At 68.1% G+C, this 21,723-nt stretch carries 17 protein-coding genes and 2 pseudogenes; 8 read left to right on the plus strand and 11 right to left on the minus strand.

All coding sequences use genetic code 11. The features are described 5' to 3' along the window. The first annotated feature begins 83 nt into the window (after window positions 1-83). Window positions 84-1,199: an aminotransferase class I/II-fold pyridoxal phosphate-dependent enzyme gene (locus tag F817_RS0113495; RefSeq protein WP_042799199.1), complete on the plus strand. Its 1,116-nt coding sequence runs from the start codon at window positions 84-86 to the stop codon at window positions 1,197-1,199. A gap of 98 nt (window positions 1,200-1,297) precedes the next feature. On the opposite strand, the gene F817_RS0113500 is transcribed toward F817_RS0113495, so the two are convergent. After that, window positions 1,298-2,965, minus strand: coding sequence for a Na/Pi symporter (locus tag F817_RS0113500; RefSeq protein ID WP_024328144.1), 1,668 nt, complete (start codon window positions 2,963-2,965; stop codon window positions 1,298-1,300). A 49-nt stretch (window positions 2,966-3,014) separates the two neighbouring features. Further along, window positions 3,015-3,569: pseudogene (locus F817_RS0113505) on the minus strand (sodium-dependent transporter); the annotation flags it as partial. 3 nt (window positions 3,570-3,572) lie between these two features. Between F817_RS0113505 and F817_RS0113510 the strand changes: the two are divergent. Next, window positions 3,573-3,953, plus strand: a pseudogene (locus F817_RS0113510) (aminotransferase class I/II-fold pyridoxal phosphate-dependent enzyme); the annotation flags it as partial. A gap of 20 nt (window positions 3,954-3,973) precedes the next feature. On the opposite strand, the gene F817_RS0113515 reads toward F817_RS0113510, so the two are convergent. Both F817_RS0113515 and F817_RS0113520 read right to left on the minus strand, forming a co-directional pair. Next, window positions 3,974-5,347: a sodium-dependent transporter gene (locus F817_RS0113515; protein ID WP_024328146.1), complete on the minus strand. Its 1,374-nt coding sequence runs from the start codon at window positions 5,345-5,347 to the stop codon at window positions 3,974-3,976. Between the two features lie 10 nt (window positions 5,348-5,357). Beyond that, window positions 5,358-6,995, minus strand: a complete 1,638-nt coding sequence (locus F817_RS0113520; protein ID WP_024328147.1) for an alpha-D-glucose phosphate-specific phosphoglucomutase — start codon at window positions 6,993-6,995, stop codon at window positions 5,358-5,360. Between the two features lie 112 nt (window positions 6,996-7,107). Here F817_RS0113520 and F817_RS0113525 point away from each other — a divergent pair, with 112 nt between their 5' ends. Continuing rightward, window positions 7,108-7,590: a DUF1249 domain-containing protein gene (locus F817_RS0113525; RefSeq protein ID WP_024328148.1), complete on the plus strand. Its 483-nt coding sequence runs from the start codon at window positions 7,108-7,110 to the stop codon at window positions 7,588-7,590. A 24-nt stretch (window positions 7,591-7,614) separates the two neighbouring features. Here the strand turns inward: F817_RS0113525 and F817_RS0113530 are convergent, their stop codons facing one another. Together F817_RS0113530 and F817_RS0113535 are read right to left on the minus strand one after the other, a co-directional pair. Next, on the minus strand, window positions 7,615-9,756 hold the full coding sequence (locus tag F817_RS0113530) for an EAL domain-containing protein (protein WP_024328149.1): 2,142 nt from the start codon (window positions 9,754-9,756) through the stop codon (window positions 7,615-7,617). A 30-nt stretch (window positions 9,757-9,786) separates the two neighbouring features. Further along, complete coding sequence (locus tag F817_RS0113535) at window positions 9,787-11,916, minus strand: HDOD domain-containing protein (protein WP_024328150.1); 2,130 nt, start codon at window positions 11,914-11,916, stop codon at window positions 9,787-9,789. Between the two features lie 409 nt (window positions 11,917-12,325). On the opposite strand from F817_RS0113535, the gene F817_RS0113540 reads away from it, so the two are divergent. Continuing rightward, window positions 12,326-13,798, plus strand: coding sequence for a MinD/ParA family protein (locus F817_RS0113540; protein WP_024328151.1), 1,473 nt, complete (start codon window positions 12,326-12,328; stop codon window positions 13,796-13,798). Window positions 13,799-13,805: 7 nt separating this feature from the next. On the opposite strand, the gene F817_RS14460 is transcribed toward F817_RS0113540, so the two are convergent. After that, entirely contained in the window at window positions 13,806-13,982 is a 177-nt protein-coding gene (locus F817_RS14460; RefSeq protein WP_081644515.1) for a PLDc N-terminal domain-containing protein, read from the minus strand. A 226-nt stretch (window positions 13,983-14,208) separates the two neighbouring features. On the opposite strand from F817_RS14460, the gene F817_RS0113550 reads away from it, so the two are divergent. The 4 genes from F817_RS0113550 (at window position 14,209) to F817_RS0113565 (ending at window position 18,150) form a co-directional block, all read left to right on the plus strand. Beyond that, window positions 14,209-14,658, plus strand: coding sequence for a YaiI/YqxD family protein (locus tag F817_RS0113550; protein WP_024328152.1), 450 nt, complete (start codon window positions 14,209-14,211; stop codon window positions 14,656-14,658). Window positions 14,659-15,235: 577 nt separating this feature from the next. After that, window positions 15,236-15,580 carry a hypothetical protein gene (locus F817_RS0113555; RefSeq protein WP_024328153.1) on the plus strand — a complete coding sequence of 115 codons (345 nt, stop codon included), beginning with the start codon at window positions 15,236-15,238 and terminating at the stop codon, window positions 15,578-15,580. Between the two features lie 54 nt (window positions 15,581-15,634). Next, window positions 15,635-15,961 carry a non-heme iron oxygenase ferredoxin subunit gene (locus F817_RS0113560; RefSeq protein ID WP_024328154.1) on the plus strand — a complete coding sequence of 109 codons (327 nt, stop codon included), beginning with the start codon at window positions 15,635-15,637 and terminating at the stop codon, window positions 15,959-15,961. A gap of 200 nt (window positions 15,962-16,161) precedes the next feature. Beyond that, window positions 16,162-18,150, plus strand: coding sequence for a DUF1631 family protein (locus tag F817_RS0113565; RefSeq protein WP_024328155.1), 1,989 nt, complete (start codon window positions 16,162-16,164; stop codon window positions 18,148-18,150). A gap of 386 nt (window positions 18,151-18,536) precedes the next feature. Here the strand turns inward: F817_RS0113565 and cysZ are convergent, their stop codons facing one another. The 4 genes from cysZ to queF form a co-directional block, all read right to left on the minus strand. Further along, window positions 18,537-19,295, minus strand: a complete 759-nt coding sequence (gene cysZ / locus F817_RS0113570) for a sulfate transporter CysZ (RefSeq protein WP_024328156.1) — start codon at window positions 19,293-19,295, stop codon at window positions 18,537-18,539. 8 nt (window positions 19,296-19,303) lie between these two features. Beyond that, window positions 19,304-19,513, minus strand: a complete 210-nt coding sequence (locus tag F817_RS0113575) for a DUF3185 family protein (RefSeq protein ID WP_024328157.1) — start codon at window positions 19,511-19,513, stop codon at window positions 19,304-19,306. Between the two features lie 249 nt (window positions 19,514-19,762). Next, window positions 19,763-21,058 (minus strand): FGGY-family carbohydrate kinase, encoded by a 1,296-nt coding sequence (locus F817_RS0113580; protein ID WP_024328158.1) that lies wholly within the window; start codon window positions 21,056-21,058, stop codon window positions 19,763-19,765. A gap of 19 nt (window positions 21,059-21,077) precedes the next feature. Beyond that, entirely contained in the window at window positions 21,078-21,500 is a 423-nt protein-coding gene (gene queF / locus F817_RS0113585) for a preQ(1) synthase (protein ID WP_018145957.1), read from the minus strand. Between the last annotated feature and the right edge of the window lie 223 nt (window positions 21,501-21,723).

Below are 21,723 nucleotides of genomic sequence, written 5' to 3' on the forward strand. Positions count from 1 at the left end.
CTGTGGTCCCGGAGCATCCCGCCAATCGGCTTCGTGACCCGGCGCTGTCCGGCTTTGCCGAGGTTGTCGAGCCGTTTCGGGTGATGGACATCCTGGCACGGGCCCAGGCGGCCGAGCGCACCGGGCGCGACATCATCCACCTGGAGGTAGGGGAGCCGGACTTCCCGACGCCGCCCGCGGTAATCGCGGCCGGTCGCGCCGCGCTGGCGGCCGGGGATACCCGTTACACCCCCGCGCACGGGACCCAGGCCCTGCGCGAGGCGCTGTCCGCCGACTACCGGCGACGCCATGGGGCCGAGGTCGACCCGGAACGCATCGTGATCACCGCGGGTGCCTCCGCAGCCATCCTGCTGGCGCTGGCGGGAGGGGTGAATCCGGGCGAGGAAGTCCTGCTGCCGGACCCCGGCTATGCCTGCAACCGCCAGTTTGTCGCCGCGCGTGGGGCGACCCCCGTGGGTTTGCCCGTCCAGGCAGAACATGCCTTCCAGCCGACCGCCGAGTCGATTGCCGCCGCGTGGGGCGCCAATACCCGGGCGGTGCTGCTCGGGTCGCCGGCGAACCCGACCGGGACCTGCCTGTCGCGTGACCGGCTGGCTGCGATCGTCGAGATCGTGCGCGAGCGGGGAGGCCTGGTGATCATGGACGAGATCTACGCCCAGATCGTCTTCGATACCCCGGAGCCCAGTGCCGCGGCCGGCTTCCCGGATGTGGTGGTGATCAACTCGTTCTCCAAGTACTTCGCCATGACCGGATGGCGCCTGGGCTGGATGGTGGTGCCGGAAGCCTGGGTGGACCCGGTACGGCGTCTGGCGCAGAACCTCTTCGTGGCCCCGGGCACTGTGGCGCAGGCCGCCGCACTCGCGGCTTTCGCCCCCGAAACCGAGGCCCTGCTGCAGTCCCAGGTCCAGGAACTAAAGGCGCGCCGGGATGTGCTACTGGACGCGTTGCCCAGGCTTGGCCTGGAAGTGCAGGCACGCCCGGAGGGGGCGTTCTATGTCTGGACCGACTGTCGGGCGCATGGAGTGGATTCCGAGGCCCTTTGTGCCCGAATCCTGGACGAGACGGGGGTGGCCCTGACTCCGGGGACGGACTTCAGCCCCACCCGCGGTCGTGATTATGTGCGCATTGCCTACACTCAGTCCGAGTCCCGCCTGCGCGAGGCGCTGGAGCGCCTGCAAACCGTGTTCGCCCGCGGGTGACACGGCTCTCGCGGTTCCGGGGCCATCGCACTGCAGGAGGCTAGCCCTCTGGCCGAAGGGGCGCTGGCGAGGCCAAGATCGCCGAAAGGACTCGGCTCCTATGCGCTGGTGGCTGCGGTTTCGGGGGCCTCGTGGCGAGCGCCCTCCGGGGAGGCCAACAGCAGGGAGTAGCGGCGCAGCAGCCAGACCCCGCGCTCGAACAGGCTGGTGGCACCGAACACTGCGTCACGCGTGCTGCCGACGAGTTCGCCGCCGGTCAGTAGACGGCGCCGGATCGAGTCCATCAGTTCCGATCGATCATGGGTCAGCGACTGCAGCAGTTCGATGTCGTCGGCATCCTCGGTACGCGCCGCATCGTTCAGCGTCAGCAGCATCATGTGGAGGGTCTCGATCAGGCCATGGGTCAGCGCACGCGCCTCGGCCGAGTCCTTGCCAGTGCGTGCGCGTTCGACCTCGATGACCAGGTCGTTGAGGGTCTCCTGCAGCGACCCGATCAGTTCGTTCCGGCTCTTCAATACGATCGCATGGTCCAGGGTGGCGCCGCTGAGGGCGCCAGACAGGATCTCGTCCAGGAATTGTGCCGTCGCGTCCGCGACCTGGGTTCCGCCGCGCTGCAGGCTAACGCGGTCGTGACGGGGCTGTGGAATCTCGTCGCGCACGCCGTCGAGATATTCCGGCAGATGCCGCAGCAGGCGCAGCTGCTCCTGTTCAGCGAGCATCAGGGCACTGCCCGCGTCGTTCTGGGCCCCGGCGTACAGGTACTTCGGCTTTCCCAGGGTCTCCTCCGCGGTGGGTGGGGCCTTGCGTTCGAGATAGTCGGCGACGCGGTGGTGGAACGGGTGCATGACCATGTCGCAGGCAATCTGATAGAGCACATAGGAGAACGCGATCTGGAAGCCAATCCCGATCGGGAGTGCGGCCAGCAAGGCCGCGACCAGCGGGATGCCGCCGTAGAACTCGATCCAGAACAGTGGAAGCAGCAGGGCCAACCCCATGGCCTTGAGGATAAACTGGTACAGCGCTAGCTGCCGCCCGAGCCCCTTGTGCGAGGCGGCCAGCACAAGGGTGCTGATGCCCGTGCCGAAGCCCGCGCCGTAGACCACCATCAGCCCGTACTCCAGATCAATCACGCCACTGGCGGCCAAGGCCATGGTGACGATGGTGATGCTGGAGGCGGAGTGGGCGATGACCGCGAATACCAGCCCCGTCACGAACGCGATCAGCAGGGATTGCGCCGAGAGGGACATCAGTTCGGTCATCCAGGGGAGGTCGGCCAGCGGCTTGGCCCCCTCCTTGATGAAGATCAGGCCCAGAAACAGCAGCCCAATGCCGAGCAGCGCGCGGATCAGATGGCGCAGGCGAGCGGACTGGTCGCGATCGAAATAGAACAGCAGACCGGTCACACCCACCAGGATGAACACCATCAGGCTCAGGTCCAGGGCGGCGATCAGCACCAGCAGCGAGGTCCCGAGATTGGCGAAGTTGATGACCGGCTGGGCACGGCGCGCATCCAGCACGCCTGCGGTCACTAGCGAGATCAGCACGAAGATTACGGCGTGGATGCTCTGGCTGATGGCCCCGCCTACTAGTCCCAGCGCGGCAGCCGAACGATCGCTTGCGGTTGCCCGTCCGACCAGGGTGCGCAGGCGCCGATCCGCCAACTGGCGCAGATGTTCGCTGATCAGGCGGATGCCGACGAAAAACAGCCCGAGTCCCGCGAACAGGGTGGCGGCGATCTCGAACGTGACGATCCATTCATCATTCATGGGCGTATTCTAACGGGGCCTGAGGACGCAACGTGCAGCGGGCGTCGGTTCACAACGGCAGATGGCCGCTCAGGTCCGACAGCTGCCAAAAGCGGCCGAGCAGGGCCGCGGGCGCGACATAACGCAGGATCGTGCGCCATAACGAGTCGGTGATTCGCCACTGTCCCATCTCGCTGACGGCGATCTGGTTGGGGATGACCCAGCCCGCGAACAGGGCGATCAGCAATCCGCTCATGGGTAGCAGGATATTGATTGAGGCATGCTCGATCAGTTGGTAGAGCGTGGGCAGTTCTCGCCCCAGCAGGGTTAGCTCGATCTGCGCCCATTCGGCATCGGTGAACGAGGCAATGGTGATCAGGCTGAGCCCCCAGATTGCGAGTCCGGAGATCATCGCAGCCCCGGCCGGATGCATCCCGAAGCGCTCCCTTAGCAGGTGCGCGAAGACCTGCACATTGGCAATCATGGTGCTGAATACCCCGATACCCAGGACCACGAAAAATACGGTCGCGAACAGCACACCCGCCGGGATTGCCGAGAGTGCCAGGGGCAGAGTCTCGAACATCAGGCCCGGCCCCGCGGCGGGGTTCAGCCCATGGGCGAACACGGGCGCCTGGGCTGGATGGTGGTGCCGGAGACCTGGGTAGACCCGGTGCGGCGCCTGGCGCAGAACCTGTTCGTGGCCCCGGGCACTGTGGCGCAGGCCGCCGCACTCGCGGCTTTCGCCCCCGAAACCGAGGCCCTGCTGCAGTCTCTGGTCCAGGAACTAAAGGCACGCCCGGAGGGGGCGTTCTACATCTATGCCGACTGCACGGCCCATGGACCGGATTCCGAGGCCCTTTGTGCGCGCATTCTCGACGAGGCCGGCGTGGCCCTGACGCCCGGCACCGATTTCAGCCCCACCCGGGGCCGGGACTACCTGCGCATCGCCTATACCCAGTCGGAGACCCGGCTGCGCGAGGCGGTGGAGCGCCTGCGGGCCGCGTTGTAGGCGCCTGGGTGTGATCAGACCTAGAGCACCCCGACCAGGTTCAGCAGGAGTACGCCGAGGCCGACCGGGGCCACGTAGCGCACCACGAAGCGCCAGATCGTGAAGCCAGCGGGTGGCAGGGCGAGCTCCTCGCGGGCCATGCGGTCCTTGATCACCCAGCCGGCGAACACCGCGATCAGCAGCCCGCCCACGGGCAGCAGCAGATTGATCGCGATGTGCTCGATGGCGTGATAGAGCGTCGGGAGCTCGCGCCCCAGCAGGGTGATGTCCAGGCGTGTCCAGTCGGCGCCGCTGAACGAGAACACGCTGGCCAGGCTGAGCAACCAGACCGCGCCACCGCAGGCCAGGGCGGCGCGGATGCGCGAGGCGTGCAGGCGTTCGTGAAACAGGTGCACGAACGCGCGGGCGTTGGTGATCATGGTGCTGAACGCGGCCAGGCTCAGGGTGGCGAAGAACAGCGTGGTCAGCACGACGCCGGCGGGTACCGCCGCGAGGGCCAGGGGGACGGTCTGGAACATCAGGCCCGGTCCCTCGGCCGGATCGAGTCCGAAGCCGAACACAATGGGGAAGATCGCCAGCCCCGCGATCAAGGCCACGGCGGTATCCGCCAGCGCCACCCCGATGGCGGTGCGGGCGATGGACGTCTCCTGTGGCAGGTAGGCGCCGAACATCATCAGCACGCCGGCGGCCAGCGTCATGGTGAAAAACGCGTGCCCCACCGCGATGAGGACGCCGTGCGGGCTGAGTGCGGAGAAGTCCGGGCGCAGCAGGAATTCGAGGGCCTGCCGGGGTTCCCCGATCCACCAGGCGCTCGCTAGGGCGGTCAGCAAAAGTACCAGTAGCACCGGCATCAGCACATGCAGCCAGCGTTCCAGGCCCTGGCGCAGGCCCAGGGCGACGATGGCGAAGGCGAGGGTGACGGCGAGGGTGCTCCAGGCGAGCATTTCGACGGGGGAGGCGGTCATCGCGGCGAACAGCCGCGCCACCTGCTCGCCGCCCGCCCCGACAAAGGCCCCGGTGGCGGCCTTGTGGACGTACGAGAAGGCCCAGCCGGTGATTACCACGTAGAAGCTCATGATCAGGAAGGCGGCGAACAGCCCCAGCCAGCCAACCAGTTGCCACAGGTCGTGGGCGCCGCTTTCGCGTGCCACCGCACGGGCGGCATAGCCCGGCGAGCGGCGGCCGCGGCGCCCGATCATGACCTCGGCCATCATGATCGGGATGCCGATCAGGACGATGCAGCCGACGTAGATCAGCAGGAACGCACCGCCCCCGTTCTGACCGAGGATGTAGGGAAACTTCCAGACGTTTCCCAGTCCGACCGCCGACGCCGTGGCCGCCAGGAAGAACGCGTAGCCGTGGCTCCAGCGCTGCGCGGTGGCGGTGATGTCCATCCGGCGCGGCTCAGGTGATGACGTCGGGCTTCTCGCGGCGAGTCAGGCCGGGGATGTCGCCCAGGCGGCAGGCGGCATCGATCAGCGGTCGCAGCAATTCCTGCGGGTCGGCATCCAGGTGTTCGGGATGGGTCTCGTGCTGTTCGATATACAGGCGCAACGTGGCGCCCTCGGTACCGGTGCCGGACAGGCGGAAGACGATGCGGGCACCGCTCTCGAACAGCACTCGCAGGCCCTGGTGCTCGGTCAGGCTGTTGTCCACCGGATCGCGGTAGGCGAAGTCGTCCGCGCGGGCCACGCGCATGCCGGCCAGTGATTGTCCCGGCAGCACCGAGAGCTGTTCGCGGATGCGCGCCATCACCTGCTCGGCGCGGTCGCTCTCCACGGCCTCGTAGTCGTGCCGGGTGTAGTAGTGGCGACCGTACTGGCGCCAGTGGTCGCGCACGATCTCCTCCACCGACTGACGCCGGGCGGCCAGCAGGTTGAGCCAGAACAGTACGGCCCACAGCCCGTCCTTCTCGCGCACGTGGTCGGAGCTGGTGCCGAAGCTCTCCTCGCCGCACAGGCGGATGCGCCCGTCGTCCAGCAGGTTGCCAAAGAACTTCCAGCCGGTGGGGGTCTCGAAGCAGGGCACGGCCAGCTTCTCGGCGACCACGTCCACGGCCTGGCTGGTGGGCATGCTGCGGGCCACGCCCTTCAGGCCGTCGGCAAACGCCGGGATGTGATGGGCATTGGCCGCCATGATCGCGAGACTGTCCGACGGCGTGACGAAGAAGTGCCGGCCGAGGATCATGTTGCGGTCGCCGTCGCCGTCCGAGGCGGCCCCGAAATCCGGGGCGTCGCGGCCGAACAGGGCCTCGCTCAACTCGCGCGCGTGGGACAGGTTCGGGTCCGGGTGACGCCCGCCAAAGTCGGCCAGGGGCTCCGCGCGCAGGATGGTGTCGGCCGGGGCCCCGAGGCGGTTGACCAGGATCTCCTCGGCGTACGGGCCGGTGACCGCGTGCATCGCATCGAAGCGCATGCGGAAGTGATCGGAGCGCAGCAGGTCGCCGATGCGTTCGAAGTCGAACAGCGTGGCCATGTAGTCGGCATAGGTCCCGACGGGGTCGACGACCTCGACCGCCATGTCCCCGAGCGGGCCCGCGTGCAGGTGGTCGATATCCACGTGTTCCGTGCCGTTCGCGATGCGGTAGTGGCCGAGGCGGGTGCTCTGCTCGAAGATGGCGTCGGTCACTGCGGGTGGCGCCGGGCCGCCATTGGCGGTATTGAGCTTGACGCCAAAATCGCCCTCCGGTCCGCCCGGATTGTGCGAGGCCGAAAGGATCAGTGCGCCAGTGGCCCCGCGCGAGCGGATCAGGTAGGAGGCCGCCGGGGTCGACAGCAGACCCCCGAGGCCCACGGCCACCTTCTGCACACCGTTGGCGAGCGCCATGCGCAGGATGACCTGGATCGCCTCGCGGTTATGGAAGCGTCCGTCGCCGCCGAGGAGCAGTTCGCCGTCCTTCAGTTCCGGACAGGCATCGAAGATGCTCTGGATGTAGTTCTCGAGATAGTGTGGCTGGCGGAATTGCCGGACGCGCTTGCGCAGGCCGGAGGTGCCGGGTTTCTGATCGGGGAAGGGCCGGGTCGTGACGACGCTGATGTCCATGGGGTCGCGCATCCTTGTTGGTCCATTCGAAGGTACCAAAAAGGCCCGGGGGTGTCCCGCCCGATGATACTGATGCTCGCGGAATTGCCGTCGTTTCCCTAGACTGCGCGGCATGTTGCTGGAGCGTAAGACCCCGTCCCATCTGGAGCCCAGGCCCGAGAGCTTTGCGGCGCTGATGGAGATGTACGAGGAGAACTACCTCGCACTGCGCCGTCTGTGCCCGGAACTCGAGCGGCAGCCGTTGCGGTCGGTGTCGCGGGTCGACGGCGCGCTGGACCTGTACCTGGAGGTGCTGGAGCGCACGCGTTACACCACCACGCTGCATCTGACCTATCGGTTCGACCACCACGGCGAGTGGCGCCAGCAGCCGGACATGCGCGTGCGCATGTTCCACGATGCGCGCCAGGCCGAGGTGCTGGAGCTGCACTGCCGGACCATGGGCGAGGACACGGCGCAGGAGATGCTGACCGGGCACCCGGGGCTGGTCTGCCGCTGGCGGCACAACCGCTTCCTGTACAAGTGGCTGCGCTACTGCCTGCGCCAGGGGCACCGCTTCCTCGCGGATGCCGCGTCGCAGGCGGTCGCGGTCGAGTAGGGGGCGTTTAGGCGGCGCTCCGGCCTACTGACATGCTGCCGGGTGGGGCGTCAGCGCCTCGTTTTCCCGGAGGCGGTGCAGCGGGGCGGGCTGGCCGAACAGGAAGCCCTGCATCATCGGGCACTCCAGCTTGCGCAGGTAGGTGCGATGGGCGTCGGTCTCCACGCCCTCGGCCACGATATTCATGTTCAGCCCGCGCGCCATGGAGATGATGGCGTTGACGATGCAGGCCTCGTCCGCCTGGCAGATGCTCTGGGTAAAGCTGCGATCGATCTTGAGCGTGTGGATTGGCAGCTTCTGCAGGTAGCTGAGGGACGAGTAGCCGGTGCCGAAGTCGTCCACCGCGATCTGCACGCCGGCGGCGCCCAGCCGGTTCAGCTTGTGCACCGTGTCCGGGGTGTCGCTCATCAGCAGGTTCTCGGTGATCTCCACCTCCAGCAGGTCGGGCGGAAAGCCGGCCTCGCCGAGGATGCCCAGGAAATCCTCGACAAAGTCGTCGCGCTCCACCAGCACGGGCGACAGATTCACGGCCAGGCGCAGTTCCGGGTATCCCTCCTGCATGTGCTGCAGGATCTCGCGGCTGGCGGTGCGCAGGGTCAGGCGGTCGAGGTCCACGATCAGGCGGGTGTCCTCGGCGACCGGGATGAACTCGGCCGGGCCCAGCAGCCCCAGTTGCGGATGGTCCCAGCGGATCAGCGCCTCGACACCGACCATGCGCCCGGTTTCGGTGTCCACCTGGGGCTGGTAGAGGATATGGAACTCCTCGCGCTCCAGTGCGCGGCGCATGTCCTGTTCCAGCTGCAGCCGCCGCGGGGGGTGTCCGCCCATGTCCGGACTGTAGACCCGGACCCCGGTCTTGCCGGTGTTCTTCTCGCGATACATCGCGATGTCGGCGTTCTTGATCAGGGCCTCGAGATTGTCCCCGGCATCCGGGTAGATCGCGATGCCGATGCTCGCCCCGACGAACAGCTCGTGGTCGCCGATCTCGAACGGCTCCTGCAGGCTCTCCAGGATCTTCTCGGCCACCTGGATGGCCGCCTCGCTGCTGGACAGGCCGGGGATCAGCAGCGTGAATTCGTCGCCCCCGAAGCGCGACAGCGTGTCGCCTTTGCGGATGCAGGACTGCAGCCGCTGCGCCACCCCCTGCAGGAGGCGGTCGCCGACGGTGTGTCCCAGGGAGTCGTTGATGACCTTGAAGCGGTTGAGGTCGATAAACAGCACGGCCAGCTGGGTGCCCGCGCGGTGGGCATGGGAGATGGCGACATCGACCCGGTCACGGAACAGGGCGCGGTTGGGCAGGCGGGTGAGCAGGTCGTGATAGGCCTGGAAGTTGATAAAGGCCTCGGATTCCTTGCGCTCGGTGATGTCGCGGGCGGTCCCGTAGGTCAGTGCTTCATGGCCGCCATCGGCATTCTCTTCGCCGGAGCTGTTGGGCCAGATGGCCACCTCGAAGAAGTGCCGGTTGTGCGATGGCTGGGCCGGTTTCAGGGCCAGTTCCACGGAGCGAATATGCGCCTGGCGGCGGCTCGCCTGCTCGAAGAAGTACGCGGCCTTGTCCCGGTCCTCGGGTTCGACCAGATCCAGGATGGAGGTGTCCAGCACGTCCTGGCGCGAATACCCCAGCAGCTCGTGGACGCGGGAGTTCACGAAGCGGAAGCGATGGGTGGGGTCCAGCACGAACACGATGTCCGGCGAGTTGTTCACGATCATGCGGTGCAGGCGTTCGGATTTCTCCAGCCGCGCGCGCATGGTGCGGTTGGAGTCTTCCAGCGCCTTGTGCTGCAGCGCGTTGCGCACGGTCGCCAGCAGTTCGGCGGGTTCGTAGGGCTTTTTCAGGTAGTCGTGTGCCCCCTCGCGCAGCGCGCCGGCAACGTCCTCCACCGTGCTGTTTCCGCTGATAACCACGGTCAGGGTCTCCAGGCCGGCGGCCTGCATGAAGCGCAGCACGTCCAGCCCGTCGAGCTCCGGCATGGCGAGGTCGAGCAGCAGCAGGTCGTAGCGCTTCTCCCGCAGGGCCTCGATGGCGGCGCCGCCGCCCGGAGCGGTCTGGACGGGATAGCCCTCCAGGGTCAGGAGTTCGCGGAGGCTGTCGAGCAGGCCGGGATCGTCATCCGCGATGAGGATGCGGACGGACTGCGGGTCGATCGGCGCGTCGCGTTCGGTCATCGGGCAGTGTGTCCCTGGGTTATGGTTGGGTCATGGCCGCGTCGTCCCTGTGGCGTCCGCCGGACCCGCTGGCTGATGGGGCAAGGCGATCTCGAAGCGCGTCCCGGCGCTTCCGGTGGTAAAGGTGAGCCCCGCACCGATCTCTTCGGTGAGGCGCTTGACGATGCTGAGCCCGAGCCCGGAATGGCCCGGTCCCTTGGTGGATTCGACCGGGGCGAAGGCGGCGGCCTGGACCGACGGTGGCAGCCCGGGACCCTTGTCGGTGACCGAAAGGGGCACCACCCGGCGGCCCTTGACCGTGGTCGGGGCCCGCGTGGCGATGGTGATCTCGCCGCCGGTGGCCTGGGCCTCCGCGGCGTTTTTCAGCAGGTTGGTCAGGATCTGGCGCAGGTGGTCCGCCGGAACGGATAGCGGCGGATCGGAGGGGCTCAGGTCCAGGTGCAGGTTGATGCCCCGTGTCCGGCACAGGGAGCCGTCGACGATGTCCGCGACCTGACGCACCAGGTCGTTCAGGGAGGCCGGGCCTGCATCGCCGGCCGGGGCGGCTTGCGGGTCGCGCAGGCGCAACAGGATGCGGCCAACCCGGTCGATTTCCTCCTTGATCAGCCCCAGTTCGTGGCGCGCCTCGTGTTCCTCGCCCAGCTTGTGGTGCAGCACCCCCAGGTAGTTCTGGATGATGCTCAGCGGGTTGCCCGCCTCGTGCACGGTCTCGCGGATGCGCTGTTCGGTCTTGGTGTCGTCGCGGGAGGCCGCGGGGGTGGGCTGGACCAGGGCGCGGGCGATCTCGCGGGCCAGGGCGCGGATGAAGTCGCTACGGGCCTCCAGGGCGCTCGCCTGATCCTGGGTCAGTCCGAGGATCAGCACCCCGGCCGGCGGGCGGTCATCGGCAAGGAGCGGGAAGCTCCATAGTCGTTCGGCCTCGCACAGGCGGAACAGCTGCTGGTCGATCACCGGGAGGCCGGCGGCATTCTCCTCCTCGTGGCGCAGGATCTCGCGGTCCAGCAGGGTGTCGGTTACCAGGCTGCGGCCGGGCAACAGCGGGAGGATGAAATCCGGTGTCTCGTCGTCCTCCACCCATGCGGATACCGACTGCTGGTCCGCGTCGACCAGGAACAGCAGGCTCTGGCTCACGCCCAGGGTCAGGAAGAGGGTGCGACGGGCGGCTTCGCAGCGTTCCTGGAGGCTGGCGCCCCGGGCCAGTTCGCCGTTCATCCGCTGCAGCTCGGTGAGATCGCGTACCCGGGCGCCCAGCGCGCGTTCGGCGGCGCGGTCCGCCGACTCCGGGCCGGCTGCGGGCTCCGGCGCGGGGCCGTCCAGGTCAATCTCGAGCGAGCCGGCGATGCGTTGCACGTCCTCGGCCACCCGCCCGCGCAGCTCCCGCGCGAGCCCCTCGTTCAGGCCGAACAGGGTATCGGCAGCGGCCAGTGCGGTCTCGTTGCAGCCGGCCTCGGCGGTGGCGGATAGCGTCGCTGGCAGGCAGCCCAGGGAATGGGCCAGGTTGACGAGCTTGACCAGGTGGTGCGCATCGCGGACGTGCTCGGCCGGCTCCATGTGGTAGCGCACGGCATCGGCCACGAAGGGGCCGATGCCCCAGGTCTCCAGGCAGTCCCCGCCCAGTTCGCCGTAGTGGCGCCCGTAGGTCTCGCGCTCGCTGGCCACCAGGTGCGGGTCGTCCTCCGCAGCCTGCAGGATCGGCCAGTAGTGCCCCTCGTCCTCGACCAGCCGGATCAGGCGGCCGATGTCGATCAGGAGCCCGGCCAGGTAGGCCTCTTCCGGGCGTGGGTAGCGGGTCAGGGTTGCGAGGACCTGGGCAAGGTTGGCCGTGGTCAGGGCACGGCGCCAGACGACCCGCAGGTAGCCGCGATGGCGCGGACCAAACTCGCCGAAAAGCTGCTGGATTGCCGCCGTCAGCGCCAGGCTGCGGACCGTGTCCAGCCCCAGGCTGAACAGCGCGCGATCGATCGTGCGGCAGGGCGAACCGCGGTAAAAGAAGGGGGAGTTGGCGGCCTGCAGCAGACGCCCGGACATCCCGGCGTCTTGCAGGATGGCGCGGGCAAGGGACTGGAAATCGGCCTCCTCGGCCTGCGTCGCGTCGAGAACAGGAATCAGTGCCTGCGGCAGGCTGGGTAGTGCGTCGGTTGCCGTGTTGACCCTCGCCATGCTGCTCCTCGGTGACGCTGCAGGAGACCTGCCGCCCCTGTTGCCCGATGCACGGGTCCGGCGCTGGAACCGCGTGGTTCGGGGTCGCCGGGCGGTTACTGATACCCGACTATACTGCGTGGTCTTGCCCTGTGCCACCGAATGGGGTAGACCGGCTGTAAATTCGCCGTCATTCTCTAAGGAAACACGGATCAATGTACATGCTCGCGTGGGTACCCCAGGTTTTCCGCGACAAGGCGCGTCGTGCAGCGGGTAGAGGTTTTACCACGCTAGCAGCGCAACGCAGTATCGGGATGACGGTACGGCGGTCACTGCGCCTTGTTCGCCCGCAAATGCGACCCGAGCGCGAACGCGTACATTGATCCGTGTTTCCTTGACGATGCCGATGAGCGCGATGCAGGAAGCGACAATGCTTGGTCGGAGTGCCCCGGTGGACCCCAGGTCCGCGGCCGTTGCCCGGCCGCGGGTTCTGGCGGTGGCCAGCGGCAAGGGCGGGGTGGGCAAGTCGAGCATTGCCGTCAACCTCGGGATCACCCTGGCGCGACGGGGCCGCCGGGTCTGCATCCTGGATGGCGACACCGGGCTGGCCAACGTCAACATCCTGCTGGGACTGCGTCCGGAGCAGGGCCTGGCCGAGGTGCTGGCCGGGGATTGCGGTATCGAGGACATCCTGCTGGAAGGGCCCCACGGGGTTCAGATCATCCCGGGTGCCAGCGGTATCCGCGAATACGCCGAGCTATCCGATGCGCACCAGCAGCGCCTGGCCATGGAGCTGGCGCGCATCGAACAGGGCTTCGACGACCTGTTGCTGGATACCGCCGCCGGCATTGGCGACACCACGCTGGACTTCCTGGCCGCGAGCCACCAGGTCCTCCTGGTGCTGACCCCGGAGCCGACCTCCCTGACCGATGCCTTCTCGCTGTTGAAGCTGGCACTGCGCCGGCAGCCGCTGGATGTGCGGGTGGTGGTCAACATGGTCGCGGATGTCGCCGAAGCGCGCAGCGTGTTCCAGCGGTTCGGGAACGCGGTGGAGAAGTACCTGCACACCCGGGTCGAATTTCTCGGTTTCGTTCAGCGCGACGAGAGTCTGCGCGCGGCGGTCACGCTGCAGCGTCCGGTCGCACTGTTCGCGGAGGAAGACCCGTCGGCGCGACCCTTCCAGCGCCTCGCCAACGCGCTGGACGACGATCCGCCGCGGGGTACGGATGCGGTCTTCAGCCGGTTCTGGCGTGGCCGGTCCCAGACCGCATCATCTGTTCCCGAGCCCGAGCCCGAGCCCGAGCCCGAGCCCGAGCCCGAGCCCGAGCCCGAGCCCGTCGCCCCGGAGCCGCTCGCGAGCTCCGGACCCCGGGACGAGGTCCCGACGGAAGACGGGGCCTCGTCCCGGCTCGAAGGCCCTGCCGACCGGGAAACGACCGCGGCGCTGGCCACGGAGGATCCCGTGCGGGCCCTGCATCAGCTGCGCACGGCCTTCGAGACGGCGCTGGACGTCGCGGACCCGGAGGCCCTTGCGGCATCCCTGAAGGCGCTGCTCGAGCAGTACCGGACCCATACCGGTCGTTCGCTCACCGAAGAACCTGCGCCGGCCGAAGCCTGCCCGCCACGACCGGAGGCCGGGCCGGAAGCCGCCGACGCTGAGGGGCGCCGTGGAGCGCCGGTTCCCGGGGACCGGGATGCGGTCGCCGGGCCGGCCCGCAAACCGCCGCCGGACTTTGGCTGGCACACCGCCGGAGCGGGGCAGGGCGTCGTACGCCCGGCGCGTCCACGCCACGCCACGGGCTTCGATCACGAACGCTTCGGGTCGCAGGAGGCGTTGCTCGACCGGCTGCGCGAGCTGGAGGGCCGGGACATTGAGCTGGCGGAGTTCCTGCGCCGGCTGTGAAGGGACGCTACCTGGGGCCCAGCAACAGCCAGGCGATCAGGCCCAGCAGCGGCAGGAACAGCAGAATCAGGATCCACAGCACCTTCACGAGCGGGCTCGCAGGACTTTGTGCGGTGCGCACGATGGCCCAGATGACGATCAACAGCCAGATCAGACCGAGAATACCGGTGACTTCAATGCCCATGCGAGGCTCCTTGCGGGGTTCGGCGCGCCCGGGACGCGCGCCTGGAAGGGGTTGGAGCGGATCGCCTCGGGCCGCCCTCACTCGGCTCGGCCCCGGAGCAATCCCTCTGGAAACTTGATAGCACGCAGGCGGCACAAGTGCCAATCCGGGCCGCCGCAAAGTGTGCCGGACGCCGCGAACGGATACCCTGCATCCCGTCGTTCAGTCTGTTTCTGGAAGGAGTTCCATGAAAATCTGGGTGGATGCGGATGCCTGTCCCGCCGTCATCAAGGAGATCCTGTTTCGCGCCGCCAAGCGGACCGGGACCCCGATGACCCTGGTCGCCAACCAGCCGATGCGCACGCCGCCGTCGAAGCTGATCGACTCGATCCAGGTCGGCGCCGGTTTCGATGTGGCCGACAACGAGATCGTGCGGCGTCTCGCCGCCGGTGATCTGGTGATCACCGCCGACATCCCGCTGGCCGCGGAGGTGATCGAGAAGGGCGGTCAGGCGCTCAATCCGCGCGGCGAGCTCTACACCCGCGACAACATCCGCGAACGCCTCAGCATGCGCGATTTCATGGACACGCTGCGCTCCAGCGGCGTCGAGACCGGTGGCCCGGCGGCGCTGGGTCCGCGCGACCGCCAGGCCTTCGGGAATGCCCTGGACCGCTGGCTGGCACAGCACGGGGTGTAAGGCGGGAGGCTTCCAGGGCGACACGGGTCAATCCGGGCCGTGGCGGCAGCCCATTGAGGGCGGGGCCATGCTGTGCTCGCCGCGCCGGGTCGGCGCGCAACGTGGACTCGAGCGCGGACGCGCGGATTGATCCGGGTCACTCTAAAGTCGCAACTGTCGGATCAGCCTCGCGGTTTCGTTTGCCAGTTCCACCCAGTCGTCATTCTGCGGGACGGGTTGGCTTGCCTGTGGCGTGTCCTGCCTGGTGCGACGCGACGCGCCCCGGGTTTCCCGGGAGAGGGGCGAGGCGTCCAGCGCGGGTGCGAGCGGTTCACGGCGGCGTGCGGGATTCACGGGCGGCTCCCTTGCTGGGTCTTTCTGCGGTAACGGCCGACGAGGCGCTCGCTTGAGCGATGCGCCTCGGTTCCCCCGCAGCCGCAACCCCGTACCGGTCCCGCCTGAACCGGGAGGGCCGGCGGCTTGGGCCCGTCAATCGCGCGTGAATCGGGATCGCCTGACGGAATTTCGATAGGCTGTTACCGGGTAGAAAGCGGCGAGGCCGCGAGCAGAAGCAGGAGATAAGGCCGTGTGGAAAGGGATCATCGCGATCGGGCTGGGGCTGGCCATAACGGGCCTGCTGGTGGCCTGCGGGAGCGAGCGCGTCACGCCGGTGACGCTCGCGCAGCTGGCCGCGTCGGCGCCGGCGTTCAATGGCGAGCTGGTGGAAACCGAAGGGGTCGTGAATCGTTTCGACGATCCCGAGCACTACTGGCTGGAGGATGACGCCATCAATCGCGTGGCGGTTACCCCGGGTTCGGCGGTGCGCGACCACCTGGGCGAGAACCTGCGCGTGGTGGGGCGTTTCTCCTACCACCCCGAGGAGGGCCGGGAGATCGAGATCGACGCGGCCGCGACGGCGGCCCTGCGCGCGTCCGCGCGCTGATCCACTGCGGCGGCGCGAGCTTGTGTTGAACCTTGTTACGCCCTGAGGGATGCAATGACGGAATGGATTGACGTGGCCCAGGCCGGGACCATCGAGGATGGGGATCATCGCCTGGTGGAGACTGCCGATACCGAGGTTGCGATCTTCAATCTGGGGGGCGAGTACTTTGCCGTGGAGAACCTCTGTACCCACGAGGATGTGCCCATCGCGGATGGCGAAATCGATGCCGATGACTGCATTACCTGCCCGATGCATGAAGCCCAGTTCTGCCTGCGCACCGGCGAGGTATTGGAACCGCCGGCCGAAGAACCCCTCACCCGGTTCCCGGTCCGCGTCGAGGGAGGCATGGTCCAGGTGGGGGCCCAGCCACTGGACGACTGAGCCGCCCGCGCCGCGGGGTGAAACTTGCCCCGGATGCCCTGCTTTTGCCGCGCCTGTACACTATTGGCCGAACTCACGCTGAACTAACGTGAGTGATCCAGCGGCAATACGAGGGCACCTCAGCGATGACAGGCAGGGAGCAGGCAGACAAGGGCGGGCGAAGCGCGGACCCGGCGGCCGTCTGGTCGGGGCTGTCCGGCTTGTCGGATGCCCAGCGCCAGCAGCTCGCGCACGGCATCGTCCCGCGGGTCATCGATCATCTTGACCAGTGCCTCGAATCCATCGCGCGTGCATGGGCCGCCGGCGACGAGGAGGCGGACAGGAAGGAGTGGGCGAATGAGCTCCAGGGCTACCAGTTCGTGCTTCGGCGCGAGTTCGAGGAGGCCCTGGAACGGGACTTTCTCGCCACGACCTACCCCCCGAAATACGAGTTCTCCGGCTCGAGCTACGCGGGCGATGACTCGGGGCTGCAGATCCTGGACGACTACCAGTCCACCCGGCGCTCGTTGCGCCACAAGCTCGAGGGGCTGGTCCGCGAGCACAACCGCTATTCCTGGTTCGTCTTCCTGCAGGCCGCGCGCGAGAATCATCGTTTCGAGCACCCCGGCTGGGCGCCCTGGTCGCCGCTGAACTGGTACGAGCGACTGATCGAGTCTGTCGAGGCCCAGTTCGGGCGGACCGACATGGCGCTGGAACTGATGCGCGCCTACGTGCGCTGCCTCGGCAAGACCGGCGCGCCGACCCTGGCCTTCGTGGTCGAGACCGTGGAGTCCTGCGGCCTGGTCCGCGAGCCGGTATCCGAGACTCCGGATGGCGACCTCACGCGTTCGTCGCGGCGCGCCAGTTGGCGGACGCCCGCTCATGATGAGGCGGCCACCTCCGGCTCCGAACCCGGCGGGTCGGATGCCGCGGTTGTCCCCGCCGGCGGTGTGGGCGGCGCTCTGGGGTCGCGGGCGTCAATACCCGCAGCGGATGCCGGGTCCGCGGCCTGGCAGCAATGGGCGGCGACCTCGGGCTGGCTGCCGTCGCGAGCGGGCGCCGGCGGGGGAATCGCCGCCGGTGGGGGTGCGGTGGTAACCGGCTCCGGTGAGGCCGCCGCGGAACCGCCGCTCGAGGCCGTCATGGAGGCCGTGGTCGCCGGCGTGTTCGGCGAGGTCTCGCGCCAGCTCCAGTGCCATGCCGACTTCCGCGCGATCATGCTGAAGCTGCAGCCGTTGCTGGCGCGCGCGGTCTGCCGCGATCTGGAGTTCTTTCACGATGCCGACCACCCGTTACGCGAGTGGGTGGGCAGCCTGATCAATACGGGGGTGCGCATCAGCCCCGGGATCAGCGCGGAGGATTCACGGGCGGTCGGCAGCTACCTCGATGCGATGCGCCGCAGTGTCGAACGCCTGGAGGCGGAGGTCGACGACCTCGATCGCGCGGGCGCGCAGGCGCTGCGCGAGGACTGGGATGCGGTCGTGGCCGCGGAACACGAGCACTGGCAGGCGCAGGCGGAGGAGCTTGCAGAGCCGATGTGCCAGAAGGAACGCGCCGCCCGTGCCCGGCGCACCCTGACGGTCTGCGTGCTGGAGACCGGTGCCGAGCTTCCCGAACGCACGGCCGAGCAGATCGCCGAGGCCTGGGAAGACCTGCTCGCCGAGAACGAGGCCGCCGTGCAGGCGCTGGATACCGAGGTTCAGAAGGTCGTCCGGGCGATCTGCAACGGTGTCACGCCCCAGGAGGTCAATCCGCTGGTGCAGCGCATCGTGACCACGGCCCGCGAGCACGGCGCCGACGATGCCCGCATCAAGGCGGTGGTGCAGCACCTGGGGCAGGCGCATCTGCAGCGGATCCGTGCCTCGGCCGACGAGCCGCGCTTCGACCCGCAGGCGCGCATCCAGGCGCGCCGTGCCACGCGCTTCGAGGATGACGATCCCGACCTGTTGACCGATCTCGACGACCCCTGGGTATTCGATGCCAGTCGCATCCGCACTGGCGAGTGGTTCGAGATGGTCGACAAGGCCAGCGGGGAGTTGCATCGCATGGGGCTCGTCTGGCGCGGCGAGGCGACCCGCGGTTTACTGTTCCTGTCGCTGGACCTGGGCGCCAGCCGGCGGCATTCGCTGCAGGGCGTGGCCCAGGAACTGCGCGAGGGCCGGATGCGTCCGCTCCCCGAAGACAACCCGCTGGATGCGTTACTGGCCTGATCCGGCACTTGCCTGGCATGGGCGAGATCAAGGGCGTTTGTCACCACGAAGCACATGAAGGCACGAAGAAGGTCAAAGGCGATTCACAGGAAGGCTTGAAGGCTGGAAGGCGGTTGATGGGCTGGAGGGTCCGGGGGCGCCGCAGGGTTTCGGTGCGCCGGTCTGCCTGCAGGAAAAAGGTTGACAATGAATGCGGGGCAGCGCGCCGCTGGCGGTTCAACGCCTGAACCCTCTTATCTTCGCGTGGCCTTGCCATGGAAGGCCTGAATCCGAGCTCGGCGATCCCGGAAGAATCGACGCGGCAATCGTTATCCCTTCCAGCGTCCTTCCCTGCTTCCTGTAACCGGCTTTTGAATTCCTCCGTGCCCTCTGTGGTGAAAAATGATCTAAGCGGTGCCCCGGGGTTCGGGAGTGGGTGAATCCTGGGGCAGGCGCACGCGCAGGTGGGTTGCGCCGATGACCGCGGCCGGTACCAGCAGCAGGTTCAGCACCGGCACCATGGCCAGCAGCGTGGTCCCGGCCCCGAAGCTCAGCGTCTCCAGCCGGTGGGCGCGCAGGGTCCGGCGTACCTCGGCGAACCCCAGGCCGTCGTTGGCCAACGGTGCTTCCATGAACTCCACGGCCAGCACCCAGCTGCCGAATACGAACCAGGCCAGTCCGGCCAGCAGGTTCAGCCCGGGAATCACCGTGATCAGCAGTACGGGGATGAACAGCAGCGCGTAGTAGCCGGTCTTGCGCAGTGCGGTCACGGTTGCGTGGCCCATCTCGCCAAGGAACGAGCGTGCCGGCTGGCGCGGTTCGTGGCCCAGCCCCTGCGCGGTGCGGTAGGCCAGGGGCCCGGAGAACGGACTGGCGATGATCGCGGCCAGCGCGACGGCGGAAACCCCGAACGCCACCAGCAGCGCCAGGGCGAACAGGGGCCACAGCAGCCAGGCGAGCCAGTCCCACCCGCCGGGCAGCCAGGTGGCCAGCAGGGATTCGAAGCCAATCCCGGCGGCCGTTGCCAGTCCGAGGACCACCACGATGTTGATCACCAGCGGGCCGATCACCAGGCCGCGCAGGCCCGGTTCGAAGACCCGCGACAGGCCCCGGAACGGCGCGAGGAACGCGAACAGCGGCGTGAGGCGAAGCGGACCGCGCGCCAAGGATGCCCTCAGCGGCGCACCCCGAAGATCGTCAGCACCAGCCCAACCACGGCCATGACACCCCCCGCGATCAGATACCAGCGAGTCTCTTCCGTATAGCGCCCCATGAACTCCCGATGCAGTTCCTCGCCCAGGCTTTCGGTGGCGTTGTAGCCCATTACCAGCAGGATGATGCCGCCTGCCAGCAGGGCAATCCCGAGAATCCGCGTCCAGTGCATGTCATGTCCCTTTATAGTGGGCCTGTTCCGAATGTAGCACCGATCACCGTTTCCGGCCCCGCAGCCGGACATGCTGTAGGAGCCGCCTTGGCGGCGAAGCCCCTGCCCGCGTCCGGTTCTGGAAAACCGGATATCCGTGCTTCAGGAACCGGTTCGCCGAACTCATCCCATTCGGGGCCGTCTCCGGCTTTGGCAGGGGCTTCGCCGCCAAGGCGGCTCCTACATGGGCCTTGTCGGCACAGGGGATGGTCAGTCCGCGGGGCCCGGCTCCAGGCCTACGCCGATCCGCGCGAGCCGGGCGGCGCCCTGGGCGGCGTCGTCGTCCTCGGCCAGGGTTACGGGCAGCCCCAGGATACGGCTGCGGATGCGGGTCCAGACGGCGTTCCGGGCGCCAGCCCCAAGGGACACCACGCAGTCGATGCGCGGGGCGCCCAGCTCGGTCAGGCGCTGATAGCCGTCGCGTTCCACCCGCGCAATGCCTTCGAACAGCCCCTGCAGGAAAAGCGCGTCGTCTTCCGGCCGGGGGCTGAGCCGGGGTTTCAACTCGGGGTCATTGACCGGGAAGCGCTCGCCGGGCCGGGGCAGGGGGAGGTAGTCGAGGCCGCTGTCGGTCTCCGGGTCGATCGCGGCGCTCAGGCGCTCCAGTGTCCGATCGTCGAAGTGCTGGCGCAGCACCGCGCCCCCGCTGTTGGAGGCCCCGCCGACCAGCCAGCGCCCCAGCAGCCGGTGGCTATAGATCCCGAGTTCCGGGGCGTAGATCGGTTCCGGCGCGAGCTGCTTGATCACCAGCGTCGAGCCGAGGCTGGTCACGCCGGTGGTGTCGTCGCCCACACCGGAGGCGAGGAACCCGGCGATGCTGTCGGTGGTGCCGGCGACCACCCGGCAGGCCGGGTTCAGGTGCAACGACTCCGCCGTGCCGGGGTCCAGTGGCCCCAGCACGGTCCCGGCCGGGACGACCTCCGGCAGCAGTTCGGCATCGGTGCCCAGGGTCTCCTGCAGCCAGTTCGGCCAGCCGCCCCACAGCGCGTCGTAGCCGAGCTTGAGGGCGTTGTTCTCGTCCATGCGGTCAAAGCGCGCGCGCAGGCGCCCGGCAATCCAGTCGGCCTGGTGCAGGACGCGACGCACGCCGGAGAGCCCCTCGTGGCGTCGCAGCCACAGCAGCTTGGCCGCCGACGAGCTGGGGCTGTGCACGGCGGACTCGGCCGGCGCGACCCCGGCCAGCACCGACAGCATGTCGGTGGCCCGGGCATCGTTGTACATCAGGGCGGGGTGGGTCGGGCGTCCGTCGGCATCCAGGCGCAGCAGGGTGGCGGAGGTGCCATCCACCGCGATGGCGGCGGGTTCGCCGTCGAGATGCGTGGCGGCCTCGCGCAGCAGCTCGCGCACGATGGACCACCAGAGTGCCGGGTTCTGCTCTGCCCACTGTTCGTCACCACCCACCGAGGCCGGCAGCGTCCGCTGCGCGGCGTGGATGCGCACGCCTTCGGGGTTCAGCAGCACCAGGCGGATGCCCGAGGTGCCGAGATCGATGCCGATGGCGTGCATCTTCAGTGTTTCCCCGGGCTCAACCGTTCATGTCCAGCGGGCTGCGCGTCGGCGCTGGCAGATGCACCGGCTCCGGGGGCGTCCAGCCGGGCTTGCGGTGTTCCGCAACCACCGTGGTGTAGACGCCGCCACGCACGTTGAAGTACGAGGTCAGGCGCATGTAGCGCGGGTCGGTCGCCGCGACCAGGTCGGCCAGGATGCGGTTGGTGACCGCCTCGTGGAAGGCGCCCTCGTCGCGGTAGGACCACATGTAGTTCTTCAGCGATTTGAGTTCCACGCACTTGCCGTCGGCAACATACTGGATATGAATCTCGGCAAAGTCCGGCTGCCCGGTGGCCGGGCACAGGCAGGTGAACTCCGGGACGCGGATGTAGATCGCGAAATCGTTCTCCGGCGCCGGGTTGTCGAAGGTCTCCAGGGTCTTGCTCGGCTGGCTGGGCATCTACGTCTCTCGTTATTGAATGAATGGTCCCGCGCCTGACTGTGCCACCGCAGGAGCCTGCTTGCAGGCGAAGCCCCTGCCCGCGCCGGATTTTGGCAGGGGCTTCGCCTGCGAGCAGGCTCCCACAGGGGATCAAGGCAGGGGCGAACAGGTTTTCGGGCTGTGGTCACGGTACGGGTCTAACCGTGTACCATTCTACCTCCGACTGTCCTGACCGCGGATT

It is taken from the genome of Thioalkalivibrio sp. AKL19 (genome assembly GCF_000420165.1).
Classification (GTDB): domain Bacteria; phylum Pseudomonadota; class Gammaproteobacteria; order Ectothiorhodospirales; family Ectothiorhodospiraceae; genus Thioalkalivibrio.